The sequence below is a fragment of the Prescottella equi genome (assembly GCF_020171745.1).
Taxonomy (GTDB): Bacteria; Actinomycetota; Actinomycetes; order Mycobacteriales; family Mycobacteriaceae; genus Prescottella; species Prescottella equi_A.
In genome coordinates this window covers 13,949-39,512 of the sequence record NZ_JAIVAH010000016.1, presented here as the reverse complement: position 1 = coordinate 39,512, position 25,564 = coordinate 13,949, and the positions used below count along the sequence as shown (strand labels likewise).

26 protein-coding genes are annotated in these 25,564 nt (G+C 69.9%); 12 read left to right on the top strand and 14 right to left on the bottom strand.

Annotated features, from left to right (window positions below):
* Nucleotides 1-11: 11 nt before the first annotated feature.
* From LCL87_RS13450 to LCL87_RS13440, 3 genes are all read right to left on the bottom strand, one after another.
* A complete protein-coding gene (locus LCL87_RS13450; protein ID WP_225020362.1) occupies nucleotides 12-986 on the bottom strand; it encodes a carbohydrate kinase family protein in 975 nt (324 codons plus the stop codon).
* A 128-nt stretch (nucleotides 987-1,114) separates the two neighbouring features.
* Nucleotides 1,115-1,465: a HesB/IscA family protein gene (locus LCL87_RS13445; protein WP_225020360.1), complete on the bottom strand. Its 351-nt coding sequence runs from the start codon at nucleotides 1,463-1,465 to the stop codon at nucleotides 1,115-1,117.
* Between the two features lie 59 nt (nucleotides 1,466-1,524).
* Entirely contained in the window at nucleotides 1,525-2,613 is a 1,089-nt protein-coding gene (locus LCL87_RS13440; protein WP_225020358.1) for a glycerate kinase family protein, read from the bottom strand.
* Between the two features lie 108 nt (nucleotides 2,614-2,721).
* Here LCL87_RS13440 and LCL87_RS13435 point away from each other — a divergent pair, with 108 nt between their 5' ends.
* From LCL87_RS13435 to LCL87_RS13420, 4 genes are all read left to right on the top strand, one after another.
* Complete coding sequence (locus tag LCL87_RS13435; protein ID WP_225020356.1) at nucleotides 2,722-3,402, top strand: DUF3043 domain-containing protein; 681 nt, start codon at nucleotides 2,722-2,724, stop codon at nucleotides 3,400-3,402.
* Between the two features lie 70 nt (nucleotides 3,403-3,472).
* Nucleotides 3,473-4,069, top strand: a complete 597-nt coding sequence (gene cobU, locus LCL87_RS13430; RefSeq protein WP_225020354.1) for a bifunctional adenosylcobinamide kinase/adenosylcobinamide-phosphate guanylyltransferase — start codon at nucleotides 3,473-3,475, stop codon at nucleotides 4,067-4,069.
* Nucleotides 4,066-5,181: a nicotinate-nucleotide--dimethylbenzimidazole phosphoribosyltransferase gene (gene cobT / locus LCL87_RS13425; protein ID WP_225020352.1), complete on the top strand. Its 1,116-nt coding sequence runs from the start codon at nucleotides 4,066-4,068 to the stop codon at nucleotides 5,179-5,181. The genes cobU and cobT overlap by 4 nt, the downstream gene beginning before the upstream one ends.
* A gap of 2 nt (nucleotides 5,182-5,183) precedes the next feature.
* Nucleotides 5,184-5,945, top strand: coding sequence for an adenosylcobinamide-GDP ribazoletransferase (locus LCL87_RS13420; protein ID WP_225020350.1), 762 nt, complete (start codon nucleotides 5,184-5,186; stop codon nucleotides 5,943-5,945).
* A gap of 21 nt (nucleotides 5,946-5,966) precedes the next feature.
* Here LCL87_RS13420 and LCL87_RS13415 read toward each other — a convergent pair whose 3' ends face one another.
* The 4 genes from LCL87_RS13415 to gcvT all read right to left on the bottom strand — a co-directional run bounded on the left by LCL87_RS13415 (nucleotide 5,967) and on the right by gcvT (nucleotide 9,930).
* Nucleotides 5,967-7,292, bottom strand: a complete 1,326-nt coding sequence (locus LCL87_RS13415; RefSeq protein ID WP_225020348.1) for a lipase family protein — start codon at nucleotides 7,290-7,292, stop codon at nucleotides 5,967-5,969.
* A 79-nt stretch (nucleotides 7,293-7,371) separates the two neighbouring features.
* On the bottom strand, nucleotides 7,372-7,575 hold the full coding sequence (locus LCL87_RS13410; protein WP_225020346.1) for a hypothetical protein: 204 nt from the start codon (nucleotides 7,573-7,575) through the stop codon (nucleotides 7,372-7,374).
* Between the two features lie 97 nt (nucleotides 7,576-7,672).
* A complete protein-coding gene (locus LCL87_RS13405) occupies nucleotides 7,673-8,776 on the bottom strand; it encodes a branched-chain amino acid aminotransferase (RefSeq protein WP_225020344.1) in 1,104 nt (367 codons plus the stop codon).
* Nucleotides 8,777-8,829: 53 nt separating this feature from the next.
* A complete protein-coding gene (gcvT, locus tag LCL87_RS13400) occupies nucleotides 8,830-9,930 on the bottom strand; it encodes a glycine cleavage system aminomethyltransferase GcvT (protein WP_225020342.1) in 1,101 nt (366 codons plus the stop codon).
* A 102-nt stretch (nucleotides 9,931-10,032) separates the two neighbouring features.
* On the opposite strand from gcvT, the gene LCL87_RS13395 reads away from it, so the two are divergent.
* Entirely contained in the window at nucleotides 10,033-11,559 is a 1,527-nt protein-coding gene (locus LCL87_RS13395; RefSeq protein ID WP_225020340.1) for a leucyl aminopeptidase, read from the top strand.
* 67 nt (nucleotides 11,560-11,626) lie between these two features.
* Here LCL87_RS13395 and LCL87_RS13390 read toward each other — a convergent pair whose 3' ends face one another.
* On the bottom strand, nucleotides 11,627-11,989 hold the full coding sequence (locus LCL87_RS13390) for an oxidoreductase (protein ID WP_225020339.1): 363 nt from the start codon (nucleotides 11,987-11,989) through the stop codon (nucleotides 11,627-11,629).
* A gap of 305 nt (nucleotides 11,990-12,294) precedes the next feature.
* Between LCL87_RS13390 and sucB the strand changes: the two genes are divergently transcribed.
* The 5 genes from sucB to LCL87_RS13365 all read left to right on the top strand — a co-directional run bounded on the left by sucB (nucleotide 12,295) and on the right by LCL87_RS13365 (nucleotide 17,751).
* On the top strand, nucleotides 12,295-14,037 hold the full coding sequence (sucB, locus tag LCL87_RS13385; RefSeq protein WP_225020337.1) for a 2-oxoglutarate dehydrogenase, E2 component, dihydrolipoamide succinyltransferase: 1,743 nt from the start codon (nucleotides 12,295-12,297) through the stop codon (nucleotides 14,035-14,037).
* A gap of 108 nt (nucleotides 14,038-14,145) precedes the next feature.
* Nucleotides 14,146-15,036 carry a TIGR01777 family oxidoreductase gene (locus LCL87_RS13380; RefSeq protein WP_225020335.1) on the top strand — a complete coding sequence of 297 codons (891 nt, stop codon included), beginning with the start codon at nucleotides 14,146-14,148 and terminating at the stop codon, nucleotides 15,034-15,036.
* Nucleotides 15,037-15,092: 56 nt separating this feature from the next.
* Nucleotides 15,093-15,866 (top strand): lipoyl(octanoyl) transferase LipB, encoded by a 774-nt coding sequence (gene lipB / locus LCL87_RS13375; protein ID WP_225020333.1) that lies wholly within the window; start codon nucleotides 15,093-15,095, stop codon nucleotides 15,864-15,866.
* 52 nt (nucleotides 15,867-15,918) lie between these two features.
* The gene (lipA, locus tag LCL87_RS13370) at nucleotides 15,919-16,935 is read left to right on the top strand and encodes a lipoyl synthase (RefSeq protein ID WP_225020330.1); all 1,017 of its coding nucleotides are present in this window, start codon (nucleotides 15,919-15,921) and stop codon (nucleotides 16,933-16,935) included.
* A gap of 60 nt (nucleotides 16,936-16,995) precedes the next feature.
* Nucleotides 16,996-17,751, top strand: coding sequence for a DUF4191 domain-containing protein (locus LCL87_RS13365; protein WP_225020328.1), 756 nt, complete (start codon nucleotides 16,996-16,998; stop codon nucleotides 17,749-17,751).
* Nucleotides 17,752-17,852: 101 nt separating this feature from the next.
* Here the strand turns inward: LCL87_RS13365 and LCL87_RS13360 are convergent, their stop codons facing one another.
* A complete protein-coding gene (locus LCL87_RS13360; RefSeq protein WP_225020326.1) occupies nucleotides 17,853-18,326 on the bottom strand; it encodes an RDD family protein in 474 nt (157 codons plus the stop codon).
* A 251-nt stretch (nucleotides 18,327-18,577) separates the two neighbouring features.
* Here LCL87_RS13360 and glnA point away from each other — a divergent pair, with 251 nt between their 5' ends.
* Complete coding sequence (gene glnA / locus LCL87_RS13355; RefSeq protein WP_225020324.1) at nucleotides 18,578-20,014, top strand: type I glutamate--ammonia ligase; 1,437 nt, start codon at nucleotides 18,578-18,580, stop codon at nucleotides 20,012-20,014.
* A 180-nt stretch (nucleotides 20,015-20,194) separates the two neighbouring features.
* On the top strand, nucleotides 20,195-21,232 hold the full coding sequence (locus LCL87_RS13350) for a beta-ketoacyl-ACP synthase III (RefSeq protein ID WP_225020322.1): 1,038 nt from the start codon (nucleotides 20,195-20,197) through the stop codon (nucleotides 21,230-21,232).
* Between the two features lie 75 nt (nucleotides 21,233-21,307).
* Here LCL87_RS13350 and LCL87_RS13345 read toward each other — a convergent pair whose 3' ends face one another.
* The 5 genes from LCL87_RS13345 to LCL87_RS13325 all read right to left on the bottom strand — a co-directional run bounded on the left by LCL87_RS13345 (nucleotide 21,308) and on the right by LCL87_RS13325 (nucleotide 25,520).
* Nucleotides 21,308-21,808, bottom strand: coding sequence for a C40 family peptidase (locus tag LCL87_RS13345; RefSeq protein ID WP_225020320.1), 501 nt, complete (start codon nucleotides 21,806-21,808; stop codon nucleotides 21,308-21,310).
* 377 nt (nucleotides 21,809-22,185) lie between these two features.
* A complete protein-coding gene (locus LCL87_RS13340; protein ID WP_225020318.1) occupies nucleotides 22,186-22,488 on the bottom strand; it encodes an antibiotic biosynthesis monooxygenase in 303 nt (100 codons plus the stop codon).
* A 115-nt stretch (nucleotides 22,489-22,603) separates the two neighbouring features.
* On the bottom strand, nucleotides 22,604-23,713 hold the full coding sequence (locus tag LCL87_RS13335) for an LLM class flavin-dependent oxidoreductase (RefSeq protein ID WP_225020317.1): 1,110 nt from the start codon (nucleotides 23,711-23,713) through the stop codon (nucleotides 22,604-22,606).
* On the bottom strand, nucleotides 23,710-24,558 hold the full coding sequence (thiM, locus tag LCL87_RS13330) for a hydroxyethylthiazole kinase (RefSeq protein ID WP_225020315.1): 849 nt from the start codon (nucleotides 24,556-24,558) through the stop codon (nucleotides 23,710-23,712). The genes LCL87_RS13335 and thiM overlap by 4 nt, the downstream gene beginning before the upstream one ends.
* Nucleotides 24,559-24,617: 59 nt before the next feature.
* Nucleotides 24,618-25,520: a rhodanese-like domain-containing protein gene (locus tag LCL87_RS13325; RefSeq protein ID WP_225020313.1), complete on the bottom strand. Its 903-nt coding sequence runs from the start codon at nucleotides 25,518-25,520 to the stop codon at nucleotides 24,618-24,620.
* Nucleotides 25,521-25,564 lie beyond the last annotated feature (44 nt).

The window sequence follows — 25,564 nt, the reverse complement described above, 5'->3', positions numbered from 1 at the left end:
CCTGGGAAGCCTTACGGCAGCAGCACCGCGATCTCGTCCGCGGCGTCCTTGCCGTACGCCTCGGTGAGCCGCTTGAGGGCGTCGTCGCGCTGGAACGTCCATTCCTGCGTGCCGACGGTCTCGAGGACGTAGACGGCGACGAGCGAACCGAGCTGGGCGGACCGTTCGAGGCTGAGCCCGGCCGAGTGCGCCAGCAGGAAGCCGGCACGGAACGCGTCGCCGACACCGGTCGGGTCGACCTTGCCGCGCTCGGGCACGACGCCGACGCGGACCCAGTTGCCCTCGGCGTCGACGATCTCGACGCCCTTGGCGCCGAGCGTGGTGACGCGCAGCCCGACCTGGGCGCGGATCTCCTCCTCCGACAGCCCCGTCTTCTGCTGCAGCAGGCCCCACTCGTACTCGTTGGTGAACAGGTACTTCGCGCCCTGGATCAGCTTCTTGGCGTCGTCACCGGACAGGCGCGCGAGCTGCTGCGACGGGTCGGCGGCGAACGGGATGCCGAGCAGGCGGCACTCGTCGGTGTGGCGGAGCATCGCGTCGGGGTCGTTGGCGCCGACCAGCACCAGATCGAGGTTGCCGGCCGCCTTGGCGACCGCGGCGATCTCAATCTCGCGGGCCTCGCTCATCGCGCCGGGGTAGAACGAGGCGATCTGCGCCATGTCCTCGTCGGTGGTGCAGACGAAGCGGGCGGTGTACGCGCTGTCCGACACCCGGACCGCACTGCAGTCGACACCGTTGGACTCGAGCCAGGTGCGGTACTCCGCGAAGTCGGCACCTGCCGCGCCGACCAGCAGCGGCGAGCCGCCCAGCACACCCATCGCGTATGCGATGTTGCCGCCGACGCCGCCGCGGCGGATCACGAGGTCGTCGACCAGGAAGCTCAGCGAGATGTGCGCGAGCTGGTCGGCGAGCAGCTGCTCGGCGAAGCGGCCCGGAAACCGCATCAGATGGTCGGTGGCGATGGAACCGGTTACCGCAATGGTCACGCGGGTGCCTTTCAGCTCGGGTGGCGTCGTCGGTCAGGACGCCAGTCGGGGGCGCAACGCAGTCTGACGCGGAGCCCGCCGGTGAGGCAGACTCCGCGTCAGAGTGCGTCGAGAAGGTTGTACGGGACTCAGTTGAACGAGTCGCCGCAGGCGCAGGACCCGGTGGCGTTCGGGTTGTCGATCGTGAAGCCCTGCTTCTCGATGGTGTCGACGAAGTCGATGGAAGCGCCCTCGACGTAGGGAGCGCTCATGCGATCGACGGCGAGGTTGACGCCGCCGAAGTCGACGACGAGGTCACCGTCGAGGCTGCGGTCGTCGAAGAACAGCTGGTAACGCAGGCCGGCACAGCCACCGGGCTGCACGGCGATGCGCAGCGCGAGGTCGTCGCGTCCCTCCTGGTCGAGCAGCGCCTTCGCCTTCGCGGAAGCGGTCTCGGTCATCGTGACGCCGTGAGTGGCGGTCTCGTTCTGCACAGTCATGGGCTCTCCCTGTCGCTCGTGCCAAACCCGTGATCGCTTCAACGGTACTCTGCGCTCCGCTATTCCTCATGTATCGGGGCGCACCGCGCAGCACCCGCCGCGCCGCGCCAACCATCGGCGACGCACGACGTCAGAGCCTCGAGCCGGTCCGCGGCCTCGGTCATGGCCCGCTCGACGGATCCCGCGAACTCCGCGACCGAGAAGGCGGCGACGATGCCCGCGCCGCGCACGGTGTCGCGATCCACCGCCACCTGCCCGGCCACGACCACGGTCGGCACCCCGAGGCGGCGGGCCGCGGCGGCGAGCGAGGTGACGAGTTTGCCGCGCAACGACTGGTGGTCGAATCGGCCCTCGCCGGTCAGTACGAGGTCGGCCGCCGCGAGCTGGTCGGCCTGACCGGTGCAGGCGGCGACCACCTCCGCGCCCGACTTCCGGACCGCGCCGAGCGCGAGCAGCGCGGCACCGAGGCCACCGGCTGCACCGGCGCCGGGCCGGTCGGCGACGCCCGATCCGCACACGCGCTCCAAATCGCGTGACCAGGCGGTGTTGCGCTGCTCGAGGAGTTCGATCGCCGACTCGTCGGCGCCCTTCTGCGGCCCGAACACGCGGGCGGCGCCGTGCTCGCCGAGCAGCGGGTGCTCCACGTCCGTGGCGGCGACGAGCGTCACACCCTCGAGACGTTCCCGCGCCTGGTCGAGGCCGCCGAGGGCCTCGACTGCGCCGCGCCCGCCGTCGGTACAGCAGGATCCACCGAGGCCGACGACGATCCGGCGCGCACCGGCGTCGACCGCCGCGGCGATCAGTTCGCCGACCCCGCGGCTGTGCGCGGCGAGCGCCGTGGCCCGGCTGGGCGGCCCGCCGAGCAGTCCCAGGCCGACCGCCTGCGCCGATTCGATGTACGCGGTGCCGTCGGCGAGCACCCAGCGCGCCGCGGTGGGCGTCCCGAGCGGGCCCGCAACGCTCGAGGACCGCATCCCGCCGGTAGTCGCGGAAATCACATCGGCGAAGCCTGGTCCGCCATCGGACTGCGGTGCGAGCACGACGATGTCGTCGGGCCGCGCGGCCGCCCATCCGGCCGCCATCGCCTCGGCCGCCTGTACCGCAGTGAGGGTTTCACCGAACGAGTCGGGGGCGATGAGCACGCGCATCAGCGCAGTGTATGGCGAGCACCCGACCTCGGCATTTCGAGGCGCGTCCTGGCGGTTCGACGGGTGGTCGGTTTCGACTGGACGGCAGTTATCCCATAGCCTGGTGACGTGAAGCTGCTACGCCGAGGCGACTCCGACAATTCCGACAAGCGCGACGTCGAGGTCATCGAGTCGACCGCGGAGACCACCACTGACGAGTCCCGGACACCCGACGGCAACGGCGCATCCACGCCGGGCAAGGGCCGCGCCACCCCCAAGCGTCGCGAGGCCGAGGCCCGGAAGCGCGGCCCCGTGGCACCCGCCCCGCTCACCTCCAAGGAAGCCCGCGCCCGCCGCAAGGCCAATCGCGGCAACAAGGCCGAACGCAAGGTCGCCGCCGCCGAGCGCCGCGCCGAGTCCGCCGATCGCCGCGCCCGCATGCTCGCCGGCGAGGAGAAGTACCTGCTGCCGCGCGACAAGGGCCCGGCCCGCGCCTACACGCGCGATCTCGTCGACAGCCGCCGCAACCTCGTCGGCCTCTTCATGCCCCTGGCCCTCGTGCTGATCATGGCGATGTTCCTGAGCCCGGTCATCCAGAACTACGTCACGCTGGCGATGCTCGTGATGATGCTGTTCATGGCCGGCGAGGGCTACTTCCTCGGCCGGATGATCAACAACAAGGTGCGCGAGCGCTTCCCGGACAGCATCGACGGCGGCTTCAAGCTGGGCTGGTATTCCTTCGTCCGCGCATCGCAGATCCGCAAGATGCGCGCGCCCGCGCCCCGCGTCAAGCCGGGCGACGCCGTCTGACCCACCGCCATCTCGGGCCGGTCCTCGCACTGCGGGGGCCGGCCCGACGCGGTTGGTAGCGTCTACCCTCGTGCTCTCCCCCGATTCGCCCCGCGCCCGCCGCACCCTCGTGCTCGGCGGTGCCCGGTCCGGCAAGTCGGCGCACGCCGAGGGCCTGCTCGACGACCTCGCCCCCGGCTCGCACGTCCGGTACGTGGCCACCGCGCGCCGCTACCCGGACGACCGGGACTGGGACGCCCGCATCGACCAGCACCGGCGCCGACGCCCCGACGCGTGGTCGACGGTCGAGACCGGACACGACGGCAGCCTCGTCGCCCTGCTGAGCGCCACCGGCCCACATCCCCCGACACTGGTCGACGACCTGGGCACGTGGATCACCGGGGAACTCGACGCCGCCGACGCCTGGGACGCGCCCCGCGGGACGATCGCGGCCCGCACCGACGGACTCGTCGACGCGGTGGCGTCGTATCCGGATCGGTTGCTGCTGGTGAGTCCCGAGGTGGGCATGGGCGTCATCCCCGAGCATCGCTCGGGCCGGTTGTTCCGCGACGAGATCGGCGCCCTCAACGCTCGCCTGGCCGACGTGTGCGACGACGTGATCCTCGTGGTCGCCGGCCTTCCCCTGACCCTCAAAACGACCCGTGCCGATATGAAAGGCTTAGCGTGACAAGCGAACCCGTGAGCCCGTCCGCTCCCCTCTACGAGCCACTCACCCCGCCGGACGCCGGGGTGCGGGAGCAGGCGCTGGCCCGCCAGTCGATGCTGACGAAGCCGACCGGCGCGCTCGGCCGGCTCGAGGAACTGTCGGTGTGGGCGTCGGCCTGCCAGGGCGTCTGCCCGCCGCGGATCTTCGCCCGTCCGCGCGTGGTGGTGTTCGCCGGGGACCACGGCATCGCCCGAAACGGCGTGTCCGCGTACCCACCCGAGGTGACCGCCCAGATGGTCGCCAACATCCAGGGCGGCGGCGCGGCCGTGAACGTGCTCGCGGACGTCGCCGGCGCATCGGTGCGGGTCGTCGACCTGTCCGTCGACGCCGACACCGATCCGGTCGTCTCGGCCTACAAGATCCGTCGTTCGTCGGGATCGATCGACCGTGAGGACGCTCTCACGCACGAGGAGACGCTGCGCGCGGTCGCGGCGGGTCGGGCGATCGCCGACGAGGAGATCGACTCGGGCGCGGACCTGCTCATCGCCGGCGAGATGGGCATCGGGAACACCACGCCCGCGACGGTCCTCATCGCCGCGATGACCGACACCGAACCCGTCGCCGCCGTCGGCCGCGGCACCGGCGTCGACGACGCCGGATGGATGCGCAAGACCGCCGCGATCCGTGACGCCCTGCGCCGGGCCCGCCCGCACGTCCGCGACGCGGTGGGGCTGCTCCGCACCGTGTCCGGCGCCGACCTGGCCGCGATGGCCGGTTTCCTGGCGCAGGCGTCGGCGCGGAAGACACCGGTGATCGTCGACGGCCTCGTCGTCACCGCGTCCGCCGTCGTCGCCGAGGCACTCGCGCCCGGCGCGCGGGAGTGGTGGGTGGCCGGGCACCGCTCCACCGAGCCGGCGCACTCGATCGCACTTCGGCACCTGGGACTCGACCCGATCCTCGGCCTCGACATGCGTCTCGGCGAGGGCTCCGGCGCCGTCGCCGCGCTGCCGATCCTCCAGGGTGCAGTCGCGACGCTCGCGCACATGGCCACCTTCGATTCCGCCGGTGTGAGCAACAACACCGATCCGGAATCCGACACCGAAGACGCCGACACCGCACCGGAATCGGACTGAACGTGCGCGCCGCGGTCACCGGCCTGGCGACGGCGCTGTCCTGGCTGACGGTGCTGCCGGTGCGCGGCCCACAGGACATCGCCCGCGTCGAGGGCCGGCGAGCGATCGCCGCGGCGCCGGTCGTCGGGGCGCTGCTCGGCGCGGCCGCGGCGGGAGTGCTGTGGGTTCTGCTGTGGGCCGGTCTCGACCCAATGCTCGCGGGGCTGCTCACGGTCGGCGCACTGGCCCTGGCCACCCGGGGGATGCACGTCGACGGTCTCGCCGACACGGCCGACGGCCTGGGCTGCTACGGCCCGCCGGAGCGGGCCCGCGAGGTGATGCGCAGCGGCGGCGCCGGGCCGTTCGGCGTGGCCGCGTTGATCGTCACGTTCGGCGTGCAGGCCCTGGCCTTCGGATCGCTGGGCGTGAGCGATGCCTGGATCGGGGTGGCCGTCGCAGTCGCCGCCGGACGGGTGTCCGCAGTATTCGCCTGTCGCCGCGGCATTCCCGCGTCGAGCCCGCGCGGTTTCGGTGCGTTGGTGGCGGATTCGCAGCCGCTGTGGGTCGCGGTGCTGTGGGGACTGATCCTGGCCGTCGCCTCGCTGTGGGCGGTCCCCGGCCGGTGGTGGCAGGGACCTGTCGTGATCGTGGTCGTACTGGCCGCGGCGGCACTACTGGTCCGGCACTGCGTGCGCCGCTTCGCCGGCATCAACGGTGACGTCCTCGGCGCCTCGATCGAATTCACGGTCGCCGCGACGGCTGTCGGGTTCCTGCTCGGCGGCTGAACCGAGCAGGAACCCGGCGATCTACCGGGGCCCGATCGGTCGGCCCATGAGGATGTCGCCCATCCCCAGGGTCGTCGACACGTAGGTCTCCGCGGCACCCGGCGCCTGCAGGGTCGAGGTCAGAGTCTGAGTGTTGCAACCCGACGCGCTCGGCACACCATCGATCCTGTCCCCCAGCCAGTTCAGCGCGTCCGCGGCGCCCGTCACGATGAGCGTGGCGTGCAGGCTGATCTCGTCTCGGCGGTAGGTGAGCGGAGTGCCGCCCGCACAGTAGGTTTCAGCCAGGCGATCGACGGTGGCGATCGGAACGATCTCGTCGTTCACGCCGCTGTACAGATACACGGGTGCCGTAGGTGCCGTGCCACCGAGCTTGGTCTCCTCGACGGCGGCGGCAACTGCCGGCATCTGCAATAGTTCCGTCAACGGGACCGTCCAGTAGCCTGCGGTGTCGCGAAAGAGGTTGGTAGCGATCGTCGATGCCAGGCACTGATCAGCTGGAGCGGCCAACGCCGCGCGGCCCTCCGGAGTGAGGCGTGCATCGATCTCACGTCCTGCGTCGGGGAATATCTCCCGTGTCGACGCGAGAACCATTGTCTGCAGCCCGGCCCAGGGCGTTCCGCTGAGACGGTGGACGACCGCCCCAGGATCCGGCGACAGCGAGCCCACAGCGAATCCTCGTATGTTGAGCTCCGGCGCGTACGTGGGCTGCACCTGCGCGGCCCATGCGGACGCGAGTCCGCCGCCCGAGTAGCCCCACACTCCGACCGGAGTCTGCGCCCCGGCGAGCCCGAGCGGAGCGAACTGCTCCGCGGCGCGGATGCCGTCGAGCGTTATATAACCAGGCTCTCGTGGAGTGCCCACACGCGGCGTGGGACCTTCGTGATCGGGAACCGAAACCGCCCAGCCCTGTTGCAGAGCCTGACCGACGAAGGTCATCTGCCCCTGAGTGGTGAACGCCTCGAGACCGGATCCGGGCTGCATGGCGACCGAGGCCGCGCAGCCGGGATCGATACTGTCCGTTGCCATCTGATACGACAGCAACGGGCGTCCACCGGCAGGCGGTGCGCCGGCAGGCAGTATCACGGTCGTCACGCTCGCCAGGGGATTGCCAGCGAGATCTGTTGTCCGATAAAGGAGTTGCCATGCCTGCGCATTGAACGGCAACGCGGAGTACGACGCCAGTTGCACGGGCCGGTCGCGCAGGATGGTGCCGGGCGCCGCCGACTCGAATCCGTCCGGCGCACGGTAGAAGTCGTCGACACTCGGCTGCACCGGGGCGGCACCCGCGAGCACCGGAGGCGTGACAACACCACCCCACACCGCCACCAGAGTTGAAATTGCCCCCATTGCCGCCAAGATCCTCGATCTGCGCATGGGTCGCAGAGTAGCCACCCGAAAACCGACTGTCAGGTGTTTTCCCCGATAATCACCCTCGCTCCGAGGCGCGCCTGAACGACCGTGCGTCACGCATGTACCACGCCACCCAGTGCACGGGGAAGAACAGGACCGCAGTTGCCACGGCGAGGACACCGCCTCCCCGACGAAGTTGACCCATCGCGGTCAGCACACCCAGCCCGACGTAGGCACCGACCACGAGCAGACCCGCAATGATCACCTGGAGCCAGAACATGCCGTCACGCTAGCTCGCGGCGCACCGCTTCCGCGCGCGAACGCGATCGGGCCCTCCCGCCGAAGCGGAAGGGCCCGATGTCGAACGTTGTGCCGACTCAGCGCAGTTTGGTCATCCAGCCGTGGGTGTCGGCGAAGGTGCCGCGCTGGATGCCCGTGAGGGTGTCGCGCAGCGCCATCGTGATCTTGCCCGGCTCGCCGTCGGCGATCGTGAACTCGCCCTCGGCGGACTTGACCCGGCCGACCGGCGTGATAACAGCCGCGGTGCCGCACGCGAACACCTCGGTGATCTCGCCCGAGGCAGCCTTCTCACGCCACTCGTCGGTGCTGATCTTGCGCTCCTCGACGGAGAAGCCGGCGTCGGCGGCCAGCGCCAGCAGCGAGTCGCGGGTGATGCCCGGCAGCAGCGAACCCGACAGCGACGGGGTCACCAGGCGGGCGTCGGGGCCCGAGCCGAAGACGAAGAACAGGTTCATCCCGCCCATCTCCTCGACGTACTTGCGCTCGATCGCGTCGAGCCACACCACCTGATCGCAGCCCTCGTCGGACGCCTGCGCCTGCGCGAGCAGCGACGCGGCGTAGTTGCCGGCGAACTTCGCGGCGCCGGTGCCGCCCGGTGCCGCCCGCACGTACTCACGCGAGAGCCACACGCTCACCGGCTTGACGCCGCGCGGGAAGTACGCGCCGGCCGGGGACGCGATCAGCAGGTAGCGGTACTCCTTGGCCGGGCGGACGCCCAGTCCCGCCTCGGTGGAGAACATGAACGGGCGCAGGTACAGCGAGTCCTCGCCTCCCGCGGCGGGAACCCACGCCTCGTCGACGTCGAGCAGCGCGTCGATCGACCGGACGAACAGGTCGTCCGGAAGCTCCGGCATCGCGAGGCGGCGGGCCGACTGGCGCAGCCGCTCGGCGTTCGCGGTCAGACGGAACGACGAGATGCCGCCGCCCGGCTGACGGTAGGCCTTGAGGCCCTCGAAGATGGCCTGGCCGTAGTGCAGGACCATGCCGGCCGGGTCGAGTTCGATCGGCCCGTAGGGCAGCACCTCGGCGTCGTGCCAGCCGCGGCCCTCGGTGTACATGATCGAGACCATGTGATCGGTGAAGTACCGACCGAACCCGGGCGCCTCCAGAATTTCACGCCGCGCCTCTTCGGTCGCGGGAGAAGGATGCTGGGTGCGCGCGAATTCGAGGCCGTCTGTCATAAGCCGTGATCCTATCTAACGGAGTTTCGCCGCTTTTTCCCTGGTACCGAGCGTTACTTGGTGTGGACCGGCACGAACGGCGGCGTGACGACCTCGCATCGGAGGCTACGCCCGCGCACGTCGACGGTGATCTCGTCGCCCGCCGCCACCCCGGACGCGGTGTCGAGCAACGCCAGAGCGATCCCCACCTTGAGCGTCGGCGAGAAGGTGCCCGACGTCGTCTCCCCGATCGCCGCGCCGTCCTTCGACACGGTCTGTCCCTGCCGCAGAACACCCCGGTCGAGCGCCTTGATGCCCCACATCCGGCGGGCCGGACCGGCGGCCTTCTCCGCGGTGAGCGCGTCGCGGCCCCAGAACTGCGGCTTGGCCCAGCCGATCGCCCACCCGCAACGTGCCTGCAACGGCGAGATGTCGAGCGAGAGTTCGTGCCCGTGCAGCGGGTAGCCCGCCTCGGTACGAAGTGTGTCGCGGGCTCCGAGACCGGCCACCTCGCCGCCCTGCGCGCGGACCGCGTCGATCAGCGCCCGGAACAGCGCCTCCGCGTCGGCCCAGCGCGGCAGCAGTTCGAAGCCGCGCTCACCGGTGTAGCCACTGCGGCACACCCGCACCGGCACGCCATTCCAGTCCGCGTCGACGAAGCCCATGTACTCGATGTCGGTCGGCAGTCCCAGCGCGGCGAGGACCTCGCCCGACTTGGGACCCTGCACCGCGAACACGGCGTAGTCGCGGTGCTGGTCGGTGATCTCGAGTCCCGCGGGCGCCGCGGCCCGCAGGCGCGCGACGACGTCGGCGGTGTTGGCGGCGTTCGGGACGAGGAACACCTCGTCGTCGGCGACGTAGTAGGCGATGAGGTCGTCGACGACGCCGCCGGTCTCGGTGCAGCACAGCGTGTACTGGGCCTGGCCCGGGCCGATCTTGCCGAGGTCGGCAGTGAGCGTCGCGTTGACGAAGTCGGCGGCACCGGCGCCCTTGACGAGCGCCTTGCCGAGGTGGCTGACGTCGAACAGGCCCGCCGCCTCACGGACCGCGGTGTGCTCGGCGACGGTGCCGGCGTACGAGACGGGCATCTCCCACCCGCCGAACGGGGCGAAGGTGGCGCCGAGGTCGACGTGAACGGAATGGATGGGGCCCTGCAGCAGCTGCTCGTCGCTCATGGGCGACAACGCTAGCCGACGCCGCCCGCACCTCCGTACCGCAATCCGGGCACTAACATCGGATTTCGGTAACCCCCTTTACCGACTTCCCCACCGCAGGAGATGCCCGTGCCCGCAACCTCGTCACCCATTCGCCCCCTGGGCCCCGAACTGGCACTGGCCGGATCGATCGGAAAGCGGGCCGACGTGCTCGTGATCGGTCTCACGACCGGATCCGACGGGCCCGAGGCGCTCGTCGGCGCCGGCGTGGACGAGGCGGTGCTCGCGGGGCTGCTCGACGACCTGCAGGCGGTCGGCGCGACCGGCAAGGCCGAGGAACTCACTCGGGTACCTGCCCCCGCCGCACTGCCGGTGTCGAGCGTGCTGGCCGTCGGGCTCGGCGCCGCCGACAAGATCGACGGCGAGCAGGTCCGCAAGTCCGCCGGTGTTGCCGCCCGCGCGCTGTCCGGTGTTGCGACCGCCGCGACCACGCTCTCTGCCGTCGATCTCGGTGCCGCCGCGGAGGGCTTCTTCCTGGGCGCCTACGCGTACAGCGAATTCAAGGCCAAGTCGGCGCCGGGCGCCGGCGCGCGGCCGCTGGCCCGCGTCGAACTGCTCGTCGAGTCGCCGCGCACGAAGGTGACGAAGGACGTCCTGGCCCGGTCGACCGCGATCGCCGAGGCCGTCGCCACCGCACGCGAACTCGTCAACACCCCGCCGAGTCACCTGTTCCCGGCCGAGTTCGCCGCCCGCGCCAAGGCCCTCGGCACCGCCGCCGGGCTCACGGTCAAGGTCCTCGACGAGAAGGCCCTCGCGAAGGCCGGATTCGGCGGCATCGTCGGCGTCGGCCAGGGCTCGTCGCGCCCGCCGCGCCTGGTGCAGATGACCTACTCGTCCGGCAAGCGCCGCGGCGTCAAGAAGGTCGCGCTGGTCGGCAAGGGCGTCACGTTCGACACCGGTGGCATCTCCATCAAGCCGGCCGCCGGCATGGAGAACATGACCTCCGACATGGGTGGTGCGGCGGCCGTCGTCGCCACCGTCGTGCTCGCCGCGAAGCTGGGCGTGCCGGTCGACGTCACCGCGTGGGTGCCGATGGCGGAGAACATGCCGTCGTCGACGGCGCAGCGTCCCGGCGACGTGCTCACCCAGTACGGCGGCACCACCGTCGAGGTCATCAACACCGACGCCGAGGGCCGCCTGATCCTGGCCGACGCGATCGCCCGAGCGTGCGAGGACAACCCCGACTACCTCATCGACACCGCGACGCTGACCGGCGCGCAGATGGTGGCGCTCGGCAACCGCACCGCCGGCGTCATGGGTACCGACGACTTCCGTGACCGGGTCGCGACGATCTCGCAGGAGATCGGCGAGAACGCGTGGCCGATGCCGATGCCGGCCGAGCTGCGCGCCGACCTGAACTCCCGGGTCGCCGACCTCGCGAACGTCACCCCGCACCGCTGGGGCGGCATGCTCGCGGCCGCGATCTTCCTCAAGGAGTTCGTCGCCGACGACGTGCAGTGGGCGCACCTCGACGTCGCCGGCCCGGCGTTCAACACCGGCGGCCCGTTCGGGTACATCGGCAAGGGCGGCACCGGTGTCCCGGTCCGCACGATGATCTCGGTGATCGAGGACATCGCCGCCAACGGCTAGCCCACCGCAAGGCAGCACGTGCCCGGGGATCCGTCGACGTTCGACGGATCCCCGGGCAAGGCCGGGGTCACAGGTCCCGGTCGCGTTGGAGCAGTTCGCGCTGACGTTCGCGTTTGCGCTCGATCCGGCGGCGGTTGTCGTAGTCACGCATTCGCTGCGGGTACCCGGTCTTGCGCACGTCGTAGACGGGGATCTTCAGGTCCTGGCCGAGCTTGCGGGCGCCGCGCTCGCCGCCGACCTTGCGCCGGGTCCATTCGCCGTCGTACGCGACGAGCACCACGGTCAGCTCCGTGACGGTGGTCTCCGGCTCGATGTAGGCCTCGACGCCCCGGTGCGTAGCCGCCCAGTCCGCCAGCTGACGCGCGTCGGACTCGACCCCCGCCCTCGGACGCGCCCCACCCCTGCGCGTGAATCGGTCGAACAACCCCACGTGAACTCTCCTCCCGGCGCAACGCGGACGACTCCGCAGCGATCTGTCCGATTTTGCCAGGAGGAGGCGGCGGCGACGAGGAAATTCACATGACACGCCCCTCGCACGACGCGCTCTGGGCATCAATGAAAGGATGGGCGGAAGGCGCCGCACGACGGTTCCGAAGCGCAGCACACCACCGGAGTGAGGCGCCTCGGAAACGTCGTACAACGCCGCCGGAACCGTGCTTCTCGAGCACAATGGTTTTCGACCACAAGTCGACAAAACTCAACAACCCGAACACAACTGTCGAGGAGTCAAAAGAAATGGCCTTCTCCGTCCAGATGCCAGCCCTGGGTGAATCCGTCACCGAGGGAACTGTCACGCGGTGGCTCAAGCAGGAAGGGGACACGGTCGAACTAGACGAGCCGTTGCTCGAAGTCTCCACCGACAAGGTCGACACCGAGATCCCGTCGCCCGCCGCCGGCGTCCTGACGAAGATCGTCGCGCAGGAGGACGATGTCGTCGACATCGGTGGCGAGCTGGCCGTGATCGGTGAGGCCGGCGAGGCTCCCGCCCCCGCCGCTGCTCCCGCGCCTGCTGCCGCCGAGCCGGCTCCGGCTCCCGCCGCCGAGGCTGCCCCGGCTCCGGCCGCCGCGCCCGCGCCCGCCGCTGCACCTGCCGCCGCTCCCGCCGGTTCCGCGTCCGGCACCCCGGTCACGATGCCCGAGCTCGGCGAGTCCGTCACCGAGGGCACCGTCACCCGCTGGCTCAAGGCCGTCGGTGACGAGGTCGCCGTCGACGAGCCGCTCCTCGAGGTCTCGACGGACAAGGTCGACACCGAGATCCCGTCGCCCGTCGCCGGTGTGCTGCTCGAGATCAGCGCACAGGAGGACGACGTCGTCGACGTGGGCGGCCGGCTCGCAGTCATCGGCTCCGGCGCTCCGGCCGCCGCGGCTCCGGCTGCTCCGGCACCTGCCCCGGCCCCCGCTGCCCCGGCTCCCGCTGCCCCGGCTCCCGCTCCTGCGGCCCCCGCACCCGCGCCGGCTCCGGCCGCTGCTGCCCCGGCACCGGCTGCCCCCGCGCCTGCGCCGGCTCCGGCCGCTGCTGCTCCGTCTGCCGACAACGCCCCGTACGTGACGCCGCTCGTGCGCAAGCTCGCCGCGGACAACAACGTCGACCTGTCGAAGGTCTCGGGCACCGGTGTCGGTGGCCGCATCCGCAAGCAGGACGTCCTCGCCGCCGCCGACGCTGCGAAGGCACCGGCTGCCGCTCCGGCCGCCGCCGCTCCCGCTGCTGCAGCACCGGCCGCCGCCACCGCCGGCGTGCGTCCCGAGCTGGCCCACCTGCGTGGCACCACGCAGAAGGTCAACCGGATCCGTCAGATCACGGCCGTCAAGACCCGCGAGTCGCTGCAGACCACCGCGCAGCTGACCCAGACCTTCGAGGTCGACGTCACCAAGATCGCGGCGCTGCGTGCACAGGCCAAGGCCGACTTCGCCGAGCGTGAGGGCGTCAACCTGACGTTCCTGCCGTTCTTCGCGAAGGCCGTCGTCGAGGCTCTCAAGGTTCACCCGAATGTGAACGCGAGCTACAACGAGGGCGCCAAGGAGATCACCTACCACGCTGCCGAGCACCTGGGCATCGCGGTCGACACCGAGCAGGGTCTGCTCTCGCCGGTCATCCACAACGCCGGCGACCTGTCGCTGGCCGGCCTGGCCCGCGCGATCGCGGACATCGCCAAGCGCGCCCGCACCGGTGGCCTCAAGCCGGACGAGCTGTCCGGTGGCACCTTCACCATCACCAACATCGGCAGCCAGGGCGCCCTGTTCGACACCCCGATCCTGGTTCCGCCGCAGGCGGCGATGCTGGGCACCGGCGCGATCGTCAAGCGCCCGGTCGTGGTCCAGGACGAGAACGGCAACGAGTCCATCGGCGTCCGCTCGATGTGCTACCTGCCGCTCACCTACGACCACCGTCTGGTCGACGGTGCGGATGCGGGTCGCTTCCTGACCACCATCAAGCAGCGTCTCGAGGACGCGTCGTTCGAGGCCGACCTGGGCCTGTAAGGTCCCGCGGATCGCGAACGCAACACGAATGACCGCCGAGGGGCACCACTTCCACGAGAAGTGGTGCCCCTCGGCGTATCGGCAGGAGTCGTCGGAGGAGGAGAACACATGCGGATCGTCGTCGCCGGATCGTCGGGACTGATCGGGAACGCGCTCGTCACATCACTGCAGGCAGGCGGCCACGAGGTGACCCGACTGGTGCGCAGACGACCCTCGAACGCCGACGAGTCGCAGTGGGATCCCGGCCGAGGGCAACTCGACGGCGGGGTGCTGCGCGGCGTCGACGCAGTCGTGAACCTGTGCGGCGCCGGGATCGGCGACAAACGCTGGTCGGGCGCCTACAAGCAGGCGCTCCGGGACAGCCGGCTCACCACGACCGACGTCCTCGCCCACGCGGTCGCCGAGGCGGGCGTCCCGGTGCTCGTGAACGGCAGCGCTGTCGGCTACTACGGCGACACCGGTGACCGGATCGTCGACGAGCGCTCGCCGTCCGGCGCCGGGTTCCTGGCTGCGCTGTGCCGGGACTGGGAAGCGGCCACCGCGCGGGCGAGCGAGGCCGGCGCCCGCGTCGTGAACCTGCGGACCGCGACCGTGCTCTCCCCCACGGGCGGCATGCTGGGCAAACTGCGTCCGCTGTTCTCGCTCGGTCTCGGCGGGCGCCTGGGCAGCGGGCGCCAGTACCTGTCGTGGATCTCCCTCCCCGACGAGGTGGCCGCGATCGGGTTCGTACTCACCGGCGACGACGTGCGGGGCCCGGTCGACCTGTGCGCGCCCGAACCGGTCACCAACGCGGATTTCACGTCCGCGATGGGCCGCGCCCTGCACCGGCCGACGCCGTGGATCGTGCCGGGCTTCGCGGCGTCCGCGTTGGTCGGCGAGTTCGCCCGGGAGGCCGTCCTCACCGGGCAGCGGGCCGTACCGAAGGTGCTGACGGACGCCGGTTTCGAGTTCCGGCACCGCACGATCGAGGACGGACTCGCGTACGCACTGACCCGCTGACCGCTCACCGGACCGAGGGCGCGACGGGTAGGCCCTCCGGCGTAACGTCTCCGATCATGAGCAGCGTTTTCCCGGCGGCCACCGGCACGGCCCGTTTCAGTTCGCAGCCGATGGTCGTCGAGCGTCTCGGCCGCATCGACTACATGGAGGCGTGGGATCGTCAGCGGGTGCTCGCGGCGGCGCGGGCCGACGACGGGGGCGCCGACACCCTGCTGCTCCTCGAGCATCCCGCGGTCTACACCGCGGGCCGGCGCACCGCCCCCGAGGATCGTCCCGCCGACGGCACTCCCGTGATCGACGTCGACCGCGGCGGCAAGATCACGTGGCACGGCCCGGGTCAGCTGGTCGGCTACCCGATCGTCAAGCTCGCCGAACCGGTCGACGTCGTCGGCTACGTCCGCCGGATCGAGGAGGCGCTCATCGCGGTGTGCACCGACCTGGGTCTGACGTGCGGTCGGGTCGAGGGTAGGTCCGGGGTGTGGCTTCCGGCCGCGCTGGTCGCCGGCAACTGGCTGCCCGAACGCAAGGTCGCCGCGATCGGGGTGCGCGTGCAGCGCGGCGTCACGATGCACGGGTTCGCCCTGAACTGCAACGCCGAACTCGACGGCTTCGACAACATCGTCCCGTGCGGCATCACCGACGCCGGTGTGACGACCCTGTCGCGTGAACTCGGGCGCGACGTGACCATCGACGACGTCGCCCCCGCCGTCGTCGCGGCGGTACAGGCGGCGCTCGAAGGGGCGCTTCCGGTGACCGCCCACGACATCGAACGCGTGACCTTCGACACCGCCGTGGCCACCCCCGAGTTCACCACCGTGCGGTTCGGTTGAGGCCTGCCGCCCAGCCCGGAGCGACGGTTCGGTCAGGCGTACGATCAACGGCGTGACTGTCGCCCCAGAAGGACGGAAGCTGCTCCGCATCGAGACCCGAAATGCGGAAACTCCGATCGAACGCAAGCCCAATTGGATTCGGACCCGCGCGAAGATGGGCCCGGAGTACACCGAGCTCAAGGGCCTGGTGAAGAACGAAGGCCTGCACACGGTCTGCGAGGAAGCCGGCTGCCCCAACATCTACGAATGCTGGGAGGACCGGGAGGCGACGTTCCTCATCGGCGGCGAGCAGTGCACGCGGCGGTGCGACTTCTGCCAGATCGACACGGGCAAGCCGTCCGCGCTCGATCGTGACGAGCCGCGCCGCGTCGCCGAGAGCGTCAAGTCGATGGGCCTGCGCTACTCGACGATCACCGGTGTCGCCCGCGACGATCTGCCCGACGGCGGCGCGTGGCTGTACGCGGAGACGGTGCGCCAGATCCACGCGATGAACCCGGGCACCGGTGTCGAGAACCTGATCCCCGACTTCAACGGCAAGCCCGATCTGCTGGCCGAGGTGTTCGACTCCCGCCCCGAGGTGCTCGCGCACAACCTCGAGACGGTGCCGCGCATCTTCAAGCGGATCCGTCCGGCGTTCCGCTACGAGCGTTCGCTCGGCGTGATCACCGCGGCCCGCGAGTTCGGCCTGGTGACCAAGTCCAACCTCATCCTCGGCATGGGCGAGACCCCCGAGGAGGTCCAGCAGGCGCTGGTCGACCTGCACGAGGCCGGCTGCGACATCATCACGATCACCCAGTACCTGCGCCCGTCGCCGCGGCACCATCCGGTCGAACGCTGGGTCAAGCCGGAGGAGTTCGTCGAGCACTCCAAGGCCGCCGAGGAGATCGGCTTCGCGGGCGTCATGGCAGGTCCGCTGGTGCGCTCGTCGTACCGCGCCGGACGCCTCTACGCACAGGCGATGGCCCGCCACGGCCGCGCACTCCCCGAGGGTCAGGCCCACCTTGCCGAGGAGGGCAGCGCCTCCCAGGAGGCCAGCTCGGTCCTCGAGCGCCTCGCCGCCCGCGCCTGACGTGCTCTCCCCCTCACCGCGCGCGCGATAGTGCGCGGTGAGGGTCGTATCCTGTGAGGTATGGCGAACGGCAGTAAGTCCGGTAAAGCGGGCAAACCAAGCAAGGAAGCGAAGGCTGCGGCGAAGGCGGCCCGCAAGCAGGCGTCCAAGGAACGCCGGACTCAGCTCTGGCAGGCGTTCCAGATGCAGCGCAAGGAAGACAAGCTGCTGCTGCCGATGATGATCGGTGCGCTCGTCGCGAGCGCGCTGGTGTTCTTCCTCGTCGGCCTCATCTTCGGCATCCAGTGGTTCCTGTTGCCGATCGGCGTCCTCGTCGGCGTGCTGCTGGCCTTCATCATCTTCGGCAAGCGAGTCCAGAAGACGGTGTACGGCAAGGCCGAGGGCCAGGCCGGTGCCGCCGCGTGGGCGCTCGAGAACATGCAGGGCGCGTGGCGCGTGAAGAACGCCGTCACCGGCACCGCTCAGCTCGATGCGGTGCACCGGGTGATCGGCCGTCCCGGCGTCATCCTGGTCGCCGAGGGTTCGCCCCAGCGCGTCAAGGGTCTGCTCGCGCAGGAGAAGAAGAAGACGGCCCGCCTCGTCGGCGACACCCCGATCTACGACATCGTCATCGGCAACGACGAGGGCCAGGTCCCGCTGTCGCAGCTGGTCAAGTACCTCAACAAGCTGCCTCGCAACATCGACACCAAGCGCATGGACTCCATCGAGTCGCGCCTTGCCGCGCTCGGCAGCCGCAGCGGTGCGGCGATGCCCAAGGGTCCGCTGCCCCCCGGCGCGCGGATGAAGGGCATGCAGCGCACCATCCGCCGTCGCTGACCTCACCACGCACAAACGCCGAATGTCACATCGGTTCAGTCGGACTGAACTGATGTGACATTCGGCGTTTACGGGCCCGTTCTACCGGACGGGGTGAGAGATCAGCGCGTGCGCACCAGCGCGGTGCCGGTGGCGCGGTCGTGCATGCCGCGGCCGTCGACGTCGGTGATGACGGCCGGCGCGATGAAGACGATCAGTGCCTGGCGGGCCAGGGCGCGCACGAATCCGACAGGGACGGGGCCGTCGATGCGGGCCACCTGCAGTCCCATCGCGTACTGCCCCGGAGTGAAGGAGAACAGCGTGACGCAGACGATGCCGATGACGAACCACAGTCCGAGCGTGTAGGTCGAGACGTAGGAGTCCCACGGGGCCTGCTGCATGAACAGCATGACGACGCCCGCGGACATGAACCAGTCGATGACGATGGCCCCGATGCGCCGACCGGTGGTCGCCAGCGATCCGGGGCCGTCGGCCGGAAGCCCGAGAAGTTCGCCTCGGTACGCCTGCGCCTCGGTCTGGTCCTTCGGCAGCGCCGCGGACGGTCCGGAAAGCCAGGAACCCATCATTCGTGCCATGCCGTCCAGGATAGGCGTCGACGTGCGGGTTCCGACCGGCCCCGGCGCCCGCGGTGCTGTCCGTCACACCCGCGGCAGCGGGGCGACCGGTGGGAATGGTCACATTCACACCCCGTCCACGCCCCGAATCCCGACGTGTAACACTGGCGAAACATAGGCTTGATTAACGGGCAACACCGGCTCTCTACCGTCTTGCCTCGACGAAGCCGCCGCAACCCGACCGGCAGGTAACCGACTTAAGGAGCACCAACGTGGCGTTCACCACGGCCGATGAGGTCATCAAATACATCGCCGAGCAGGACATCGAATACGTCGACATCCGGTTCAGCGACCTGCCGGGCGTCCAGCAGCACTTCTCGATCCCGGCCTCCGCGTTCAACCAGGACGTGTTCGAGGACGGCCTCGCGTTCGACGGTTCCTCGGTCCGCGGCTTCCAGTCGATCCACGAGTCCGACATGATGCTGCTCCCCGACGTCTCCACCGCGCGGATCGACCCCTTCCGCAAAGCCCGCACGCTGAACATGGACTTCTTCGTCCACGATCCGTTCACCCGCGAGGCCTACAGCCGCGATCCCCGCAACGTCGCGCGCAAGGCCGAGGAGTACCTGAAGTCGACCGGCATCGCCGACACCGCGTTCTTCGGTGCCGAGGCCGAGTTCTACATCTTCGACTCGGTCCGCTACGACTCGGCGATGAACGGTGCGTTCTACGAGCTGGACTCCATCTCGGGCTCCTGGAACACCGGCAACGACGTCAACGCCGACGGCTCCCCCAACCTGGGCTACAAGGTCCGCGCCAAGGGTGGTTACTTCCCCGTCGCGCCGTACGACCACTACGTCGACCTGCGTGACGCGATCTCCACGAACCTCACCAACGCGGGCTTCGAGCTCGAGCGCGGTCACCACGAGGTCGGCACCGGTGGTCAGCAGGAGATCAACTACAAGTTCAACACCCTGCTTGCCGCTGCCGACGACCTGCAGCTGTTCAAGTACATCGTGAAGAACACCTGCTGGCAGTACGGCAAGTCCGCCACCTTCATGCCGAAGCCGCTGTTCGGCGACAACGGCTCGGGCATGCACGTGCACCAGTCGCTGTGGAAGGACGGCAAGCCGCTGTTCCACGACGAGGCCGGCTACGCAGGCCTGTCCGACATCGCTCGCTGGTACATCGGCGGCATCCTGCACCACGCGCCGTCGCTGCTGGCGTTCACGAACCCGACGATCAACTCGTACCACCGTCTGGTGCCGGGCTACGAGGCCCCCATCAACCTGGTGTACAGCCAGCGCAACCGCTCCGCCGCGGTCCGCATCCCGATCACCGGCAACAACCCGAAGGCCAAGCGCATCGAGTTCCGCGCACCGGACTCCTCGGGCAACCCGTACCTGAACTTCGCGGCGCAGATGATGGCCGGCCTGGACGGCATCAAGAACAAGATCGAGCCGATGGCCCCGGTCGACAAGGACCTCTACGAGCTCCCGCCGGAGGAGGCCCGCAACATCCCGCAGGCCCCCACCAGCCTGTCGGCCGTCATCGACCGCCTCGAGCAGGATCACGACTACCTCACCGAGGGTGGCGTGTTCACGTCCGACCTGATCGAGACCTGGATCGCGATCAAGCGCGAGCAGGAGATCGCCCCGGTCAACCTGCGTCCGCACCCGTACGAGTTCTCGCTGTACTACGACTGCTGAGTCGCATGACGCGCTGACACCGTCGCGTCAGTATTTCCCGAATCGACCCGCTCCCCGATCACCGAAACGATCGCCGAGCGGGTCGATTCGTCTGTGTCGGGCCCTGAACCGGACGACGACGATCCCGGTGATGTTAGATCTGAGCATGTGGTCCGATCGGTTCCACATGGAGAGGATGCCGTGCCTGCCCCCATTGCCACCGCAACTCCCGTCGCACACGCGGGCCTTCTGGGCCTCGGCGTGTACCGGCCCCGACGCGTGGTCCCGAATTCCGAGATCGTCGACCTCATCGACTCGTCCGACGAATGGATCCGGACCCGTTCCGGCATCCGGGCGCGTCGCTGGGCCGAGCCCGACGAGACCGTCGTCTCGATGAGCGTGGCGGCCGCGCGCGACGCGCTCGCCGCGGCCGGCCTGGTCGCCGAGCAGATCGACGCCGTCGTGCTGGCGACCTCGTCGCAGATGGTGCTCGGGCCGTCGGCCGGGGCGGTAGTGGCCACGGAGCTCGGCATGCAGGACACCGCCGCCTTCGACGTCTCCGCCGGGTGCGCGGGCTTCTGCTACGCACTCGGGAACGCCGCGAGCCTGGTCCGAGCCGGGCAGGCCCGTCACGTGCTGGTGATCGGGGTGGAGAGACTGTCCGACCTGCTCGATCCGACCGACCGGACGTGCGCGTTCATCTTCGCGGACGGTGCCGGTGCAGTTGTCGTGGGTCCGTCCGATTCCGAGGGGATCGGTCCGGTCGCGTGGGGTTCGGACGGAAGCCAGACCGCGGCGATCAAGCAGGACAAGGACTTCATGCAGTACTTCGCCGAGGTCGCGGCCGCCGAAGCCGAAGGTGGCAGCACGGAGCGCCCGTACATCCGGATGGACGGTCAGGCCGTCTTCCGTTGGGCGATCACGTTCCTCGAGAAGGCATGCCGCGATGCCCTGGAGAAGGCCGGCGTCGCAGCGGACGATCTGGACGCCTTCGTGCCGCACCAGGCCAACAGTCGCATCACCGATGCCCTGATCCGGACACTGGGACTCCCGGATACCGTCGCCGTGGCACGGGACATCGCCGATAGCGGCAACACCAGCGCCGCGTCGATCCCGATGGCGATGGATCAGCTGCTCCGCTCCGGCGAGGCCCGCCCCGGTGACACCGCGCTGCTGCTCGGCTTCGGTGCTGGACTCGCCTATGCCGGGCAGGTCGTTCAGCTACCCGCGATCACGTAGGTAGCGACTACAGCAACGAGCCCGTCACCCCTTTCGGGGTGACGGGCTCGTTTGCACTGGTGCGGAGCCGGAGGCTCAGTAGCGGCTCGCGCCGGAGAAGGTCATCGAGTCCAGCGGCGAGATCTTCACGTTCTCGCCCTCGGTGGGGGCGTGGACGACACTGCCGTTGCCGATGTAGATGCCGACGTGCTCGGCGCCGTAGAAGGCGACGACGTCACCGGGCTGCAGGTTGGCCTTGGACACCGAGGTGCCGCCGCCGACCTGGTCGTAGCTGGTGCGCGGAACGGACTTTCCGGCCTGCTTGTAGGCCCACTGGACCAGACCGGAGCAGTCGAAGGAGCTGGGGCCGGTGGCGCCCCACACGTACGGCGAGCCGACCTTGGACTGGGCGGCGTTCGCGACGGCCTGATTCGAGCTCGCGACCGGGGTGGCCTCGATGGAGCTGCTGCCCCAGCTGGGCGCCGTGAACGGCTGCGCCATGGCGGGAGCGGCGGGGATCATGACGGCGCCGGCGGCGACAGCGCCGAGCAGCAGGCCGCGGGTGGTACGGGTCAGGCGGGTGTTCTTCAGGGCCATTCGAGGGTCCTCCGAGTCTTGCTGTGGTCCGACACTTGGTCTGGCATCGGTGTTCGGGCACAACCCAGAGTTCCGTCGTTATGGATTCGATACATCCGTAGAAGTACGCGCAGGGGTACCTGTTCGGGTATGCGGGTATACGTGGTTCGACTCGGCGCGGGACTGCGGTTCGGTCAGGAAAATGGCGCTGAACAGCAGTTATTCATGACAGCCGAGCATCGTCACCTAGATCGTCGCGACTGCGCGGTTCGTGATCCACACGACAACTCGGACACTGTGACCCGGCCCTCGGCCACTGGATCGGGCTCGAAGTAACGGCCCGATGGTCACGTTTTCGTCTAGGCCACCGACGATCGTGACGGGTTCCGGGCGATGCCTCAGCCCGGCAACTTACTCGCCAGCACGTCGACCTTCGTGATGGTGGGGTGCGCGACGAACAGTTCGTCGGCACGCGCCATGAGAGCCTGCGCGACCTTGCCGGCAAGGTGCGCCTGGCGCCCGGTGTCGTCGGGGAAGGCGTCGAAGATGCCGAACGTCGCCGGGCCGAAGCGCAGCGCGAACCACGCGGTGGTGTCCGGTTCCTCCTGCACCAGCGACAGCGCACTCTCGAGGAACTCGGCGACGGCAGCCTCCTTGCCGCGTTTCGCCTCCACTCGTACCAACAGTGCTGCGCGAACCATTCGGCACCTCCGAAGATCGTTCCCGGTACCACTCACTGTTCTCGCGCGTGCAGGCCGAGTCAACGAGGAGCGGGCGCCGCGACAAGGAGGTCACGACGCCCGCTCGCGGGTTGTCTCAGTCGAGGTCGGCGAACCGCGGAATCAGGTGCTCGGCCACCTGCTTCGCCTCGTCGATCAGCGGCCAACCGGCCAGGATCAGCGACGTCAGCCCCGTCCGCTGCTTCAGCACCCGGACGTGGTCGGTGATCTCGTCGGGTGCGCCGACGTAGTAGACGGCGGACGACCCCGTCGCGAAGATATCGAGCGGCGACCACGCGGTGATGCCGGCGTACAGGCCGTCACCGAGGTAGAGATCGTTCGGTTCCGGGATCTTGCCGGCGACGATGGTGTCGACCCAGCCCTGGCGCTGCGCGTCGCGGGCGGTGAAGGTCGCCAGGTCCTGCTGCCCGCCGGTGCGGCGGCGCACCGCCTTGTCGAGGACGTCGGCGATCTGGTCGATCCCGGCCTTCTCGAACAGCGACCGGAACCGGTCCATCGCCTCGTCCCGGGTCGGGCGGACGATCACGCCGGACAGCGCGCCGAAATCGGTGAACTCGCGTCCTGCGGCGGCCGCGGCAGCCCGCGCACCGGCGAACTTGTCCTCGATGAACGACGTCTCGCGGAGCATCACCAGGTACGCATCGAGCACCTTGCCCGAGTTCGCCAGGCCGGCCGGGGAGTCGCCGGTACCCCACAGTGGAACGTCGTGGTCGGCCGGCCCGTCGATACGCAGCGGCGTGTTCGGGAAGTTCGACTCGGTGCCCTCACGGTAGTACCGCCGGAAGTCCGCCCAGTACTGTTCCCCCAGTTCGTAGCGGCGGTCGTGTTCGACGTTCATGTCGTACTTGGTGAGGATGTTGTCGCGTCCGTTCACCGAGTTGATCATGAGGCGGCCACCGGTGAAGGCGTCGAACGTGAGCGCCTTCTCGGCGAGCAGGCGCGCGGGGATCATGTTGGCGTAGATCGCGACGAGGAACTTCATGCGGCTGGTGTGCGACGCCGCCCAGGCCGCGGAGGCGAACGGATCGTTGGACCACGTGGCGACGAGGGCGCCGTCGAAGCCGCCGTCGTCGATGGTCTTGGCGAGTTCGATCTGCCGCGCCCCGTCCACCGGGTAGAGCCCGCCCGGGCTCCACGGGAAGTCGCCGTCAGCCTGGGTGAGGTACCAGAAAGTCTTGATGCTCATCGGATTCCACCCACGATCGCCAGGTCGATCGACTCGATGCGGGCACGCTCGGCGAGCGTCTCCGCGTCGACGGCGGCCAGCGCGTCGAGGTACTCGACCGCGAACGAGCCGGGGCCCGAGGACTTCTCGGCCGCGATCTCCGACGCGACCGCGACGTGCGCGTGCGCGGCGGCCAGCCCGACGAGCGGGGTCGGCGCCACCGCGAGGTAGGCCGCGACCAGGCCACCGAGCGAGCACCCGGTCGAGGTCACCCGTGGCAGCAGGTCACTGCCGCCGCCGATCCGGACCCCGACGACGGCGCCGTGCGCGTCTCGGCCCACCAGGTGGTCCACCGGGCCGGACGCCGAGACCACCTCGGCGTGCTCGAGCAGGGCGACGGCCGCGGGCACCGCCGCCGCGGGGTCGTCGGAGCTGTCGACGCCGCGGGTGTCGCCGCCGAGTCCGGCGAGCGCGATGATCTCGGACGCGTTGCCGCGGATCGCGGTGGGCCGATGCTTCAGCAGGTCGACCGCGAGCCCGCTGCGCCACGGCAGCCCGCCTACGCCGACCGGGTCGAGCACCCACGGGGTGCCGGCGTCGTGGGCGGCCTCGGCCGCGAGCGTGAACGCCGTTGCGGTGCCGTCGTCGGGGGTGCCGAGGTTGACCAGCACACCGCCGGCGATGCGGGCGAATCCCGCTGCCTCGTGGGCGTTGTCGATGTGGGCGTTGCTGGCCCCGGCCGCGAGCACCACGTTGGTGAGGAAGTTCGCGGACACGATGTTGGTGAGCGAGTGGACGAGCGGCACCTGGGTGCGCAGCGCGTCCAGAGCGCCGGCGAGGTCGTCGCCGGTGACGGTGCGGGTCATGGAAATCCTTGGGAGAAGAGCGAGTTCGGGCGGACGGCGTCAGGACCTACGACATCGGGTCACAGTTCACCGCCGGGCAGGGTCACGAGCGGTAGTGCCGGGTCGGCAGTCCACTCCTCGAGGGATCCGTCGTAGATCCTGATGTCGTCGCGGCCGGCGAGCACCAGACCGAGCGCCGAGAGGCACGCCGAGATGCCCCCGCCGCAGTAGAGGACCACCGGATCGTCGGCGCCGGCGAGCGCCGAGGACGCGAGGGCACGGAGTTCGTCGACCGACCGGAGTCGGCCGGTGTCGTCGAGCAGGCTCTTCGCCGACAGGTTGCGACTGCCGGGAATGTGGCCGCGGCGCGAGTAGCGGGTCTTCTCGGCGCCGGAGAACTGCGCCGGCGCGAGTGCGCAGACCAGGGTGCCTTGCGCCTGCCCCTCGACGATCGCGATCGCATCGTCGCGATCCGCCCACGCCGGGCGGTATCCCGTCACGGCGAGGGGCGCCGCGGCCGGCCGGTCCGGTGCGTCGTCCCCGGTCGCGACCGGAAGATCGAGCGTCCGCCATCGGGCGAGGCCACCGTCGAGGACGCGTGCGTCGAATCCGATGCTGCGGAGCAGCCACCAAACTCGCGCTGCCCACGTCATCGATCCCTGGTCGTACAGGACGACGTCGGTGTCCGGGGCGATGCCCAACTCGGCGAGATCCTCCACGAGCCGTTCGACGCGAGGCCGGGAGAAGTGCAGGGTGCTGCCGGTGTCCGAGAGCGCGGCAAACAGATCGAGGTGCCGAGACCCCGGCACGTGCGCCTCCCGCCACCCGGACACCCCCGACTCGGGCCGGTAGTCGCCGTCGAAGCGGGCCGGCGCGAGCAGGACCGTGACGTCCAGCACAACGGGCTCCGGTTCCTCCCCGAGAAGGGCGGCGAGTTCCTCCGCCTGGATCAGGGGCCACGCAACGCTCGACAACTTGTACATCCTCACTACGACGATCAGCGCCCACGAACTTAAATGACGACGTG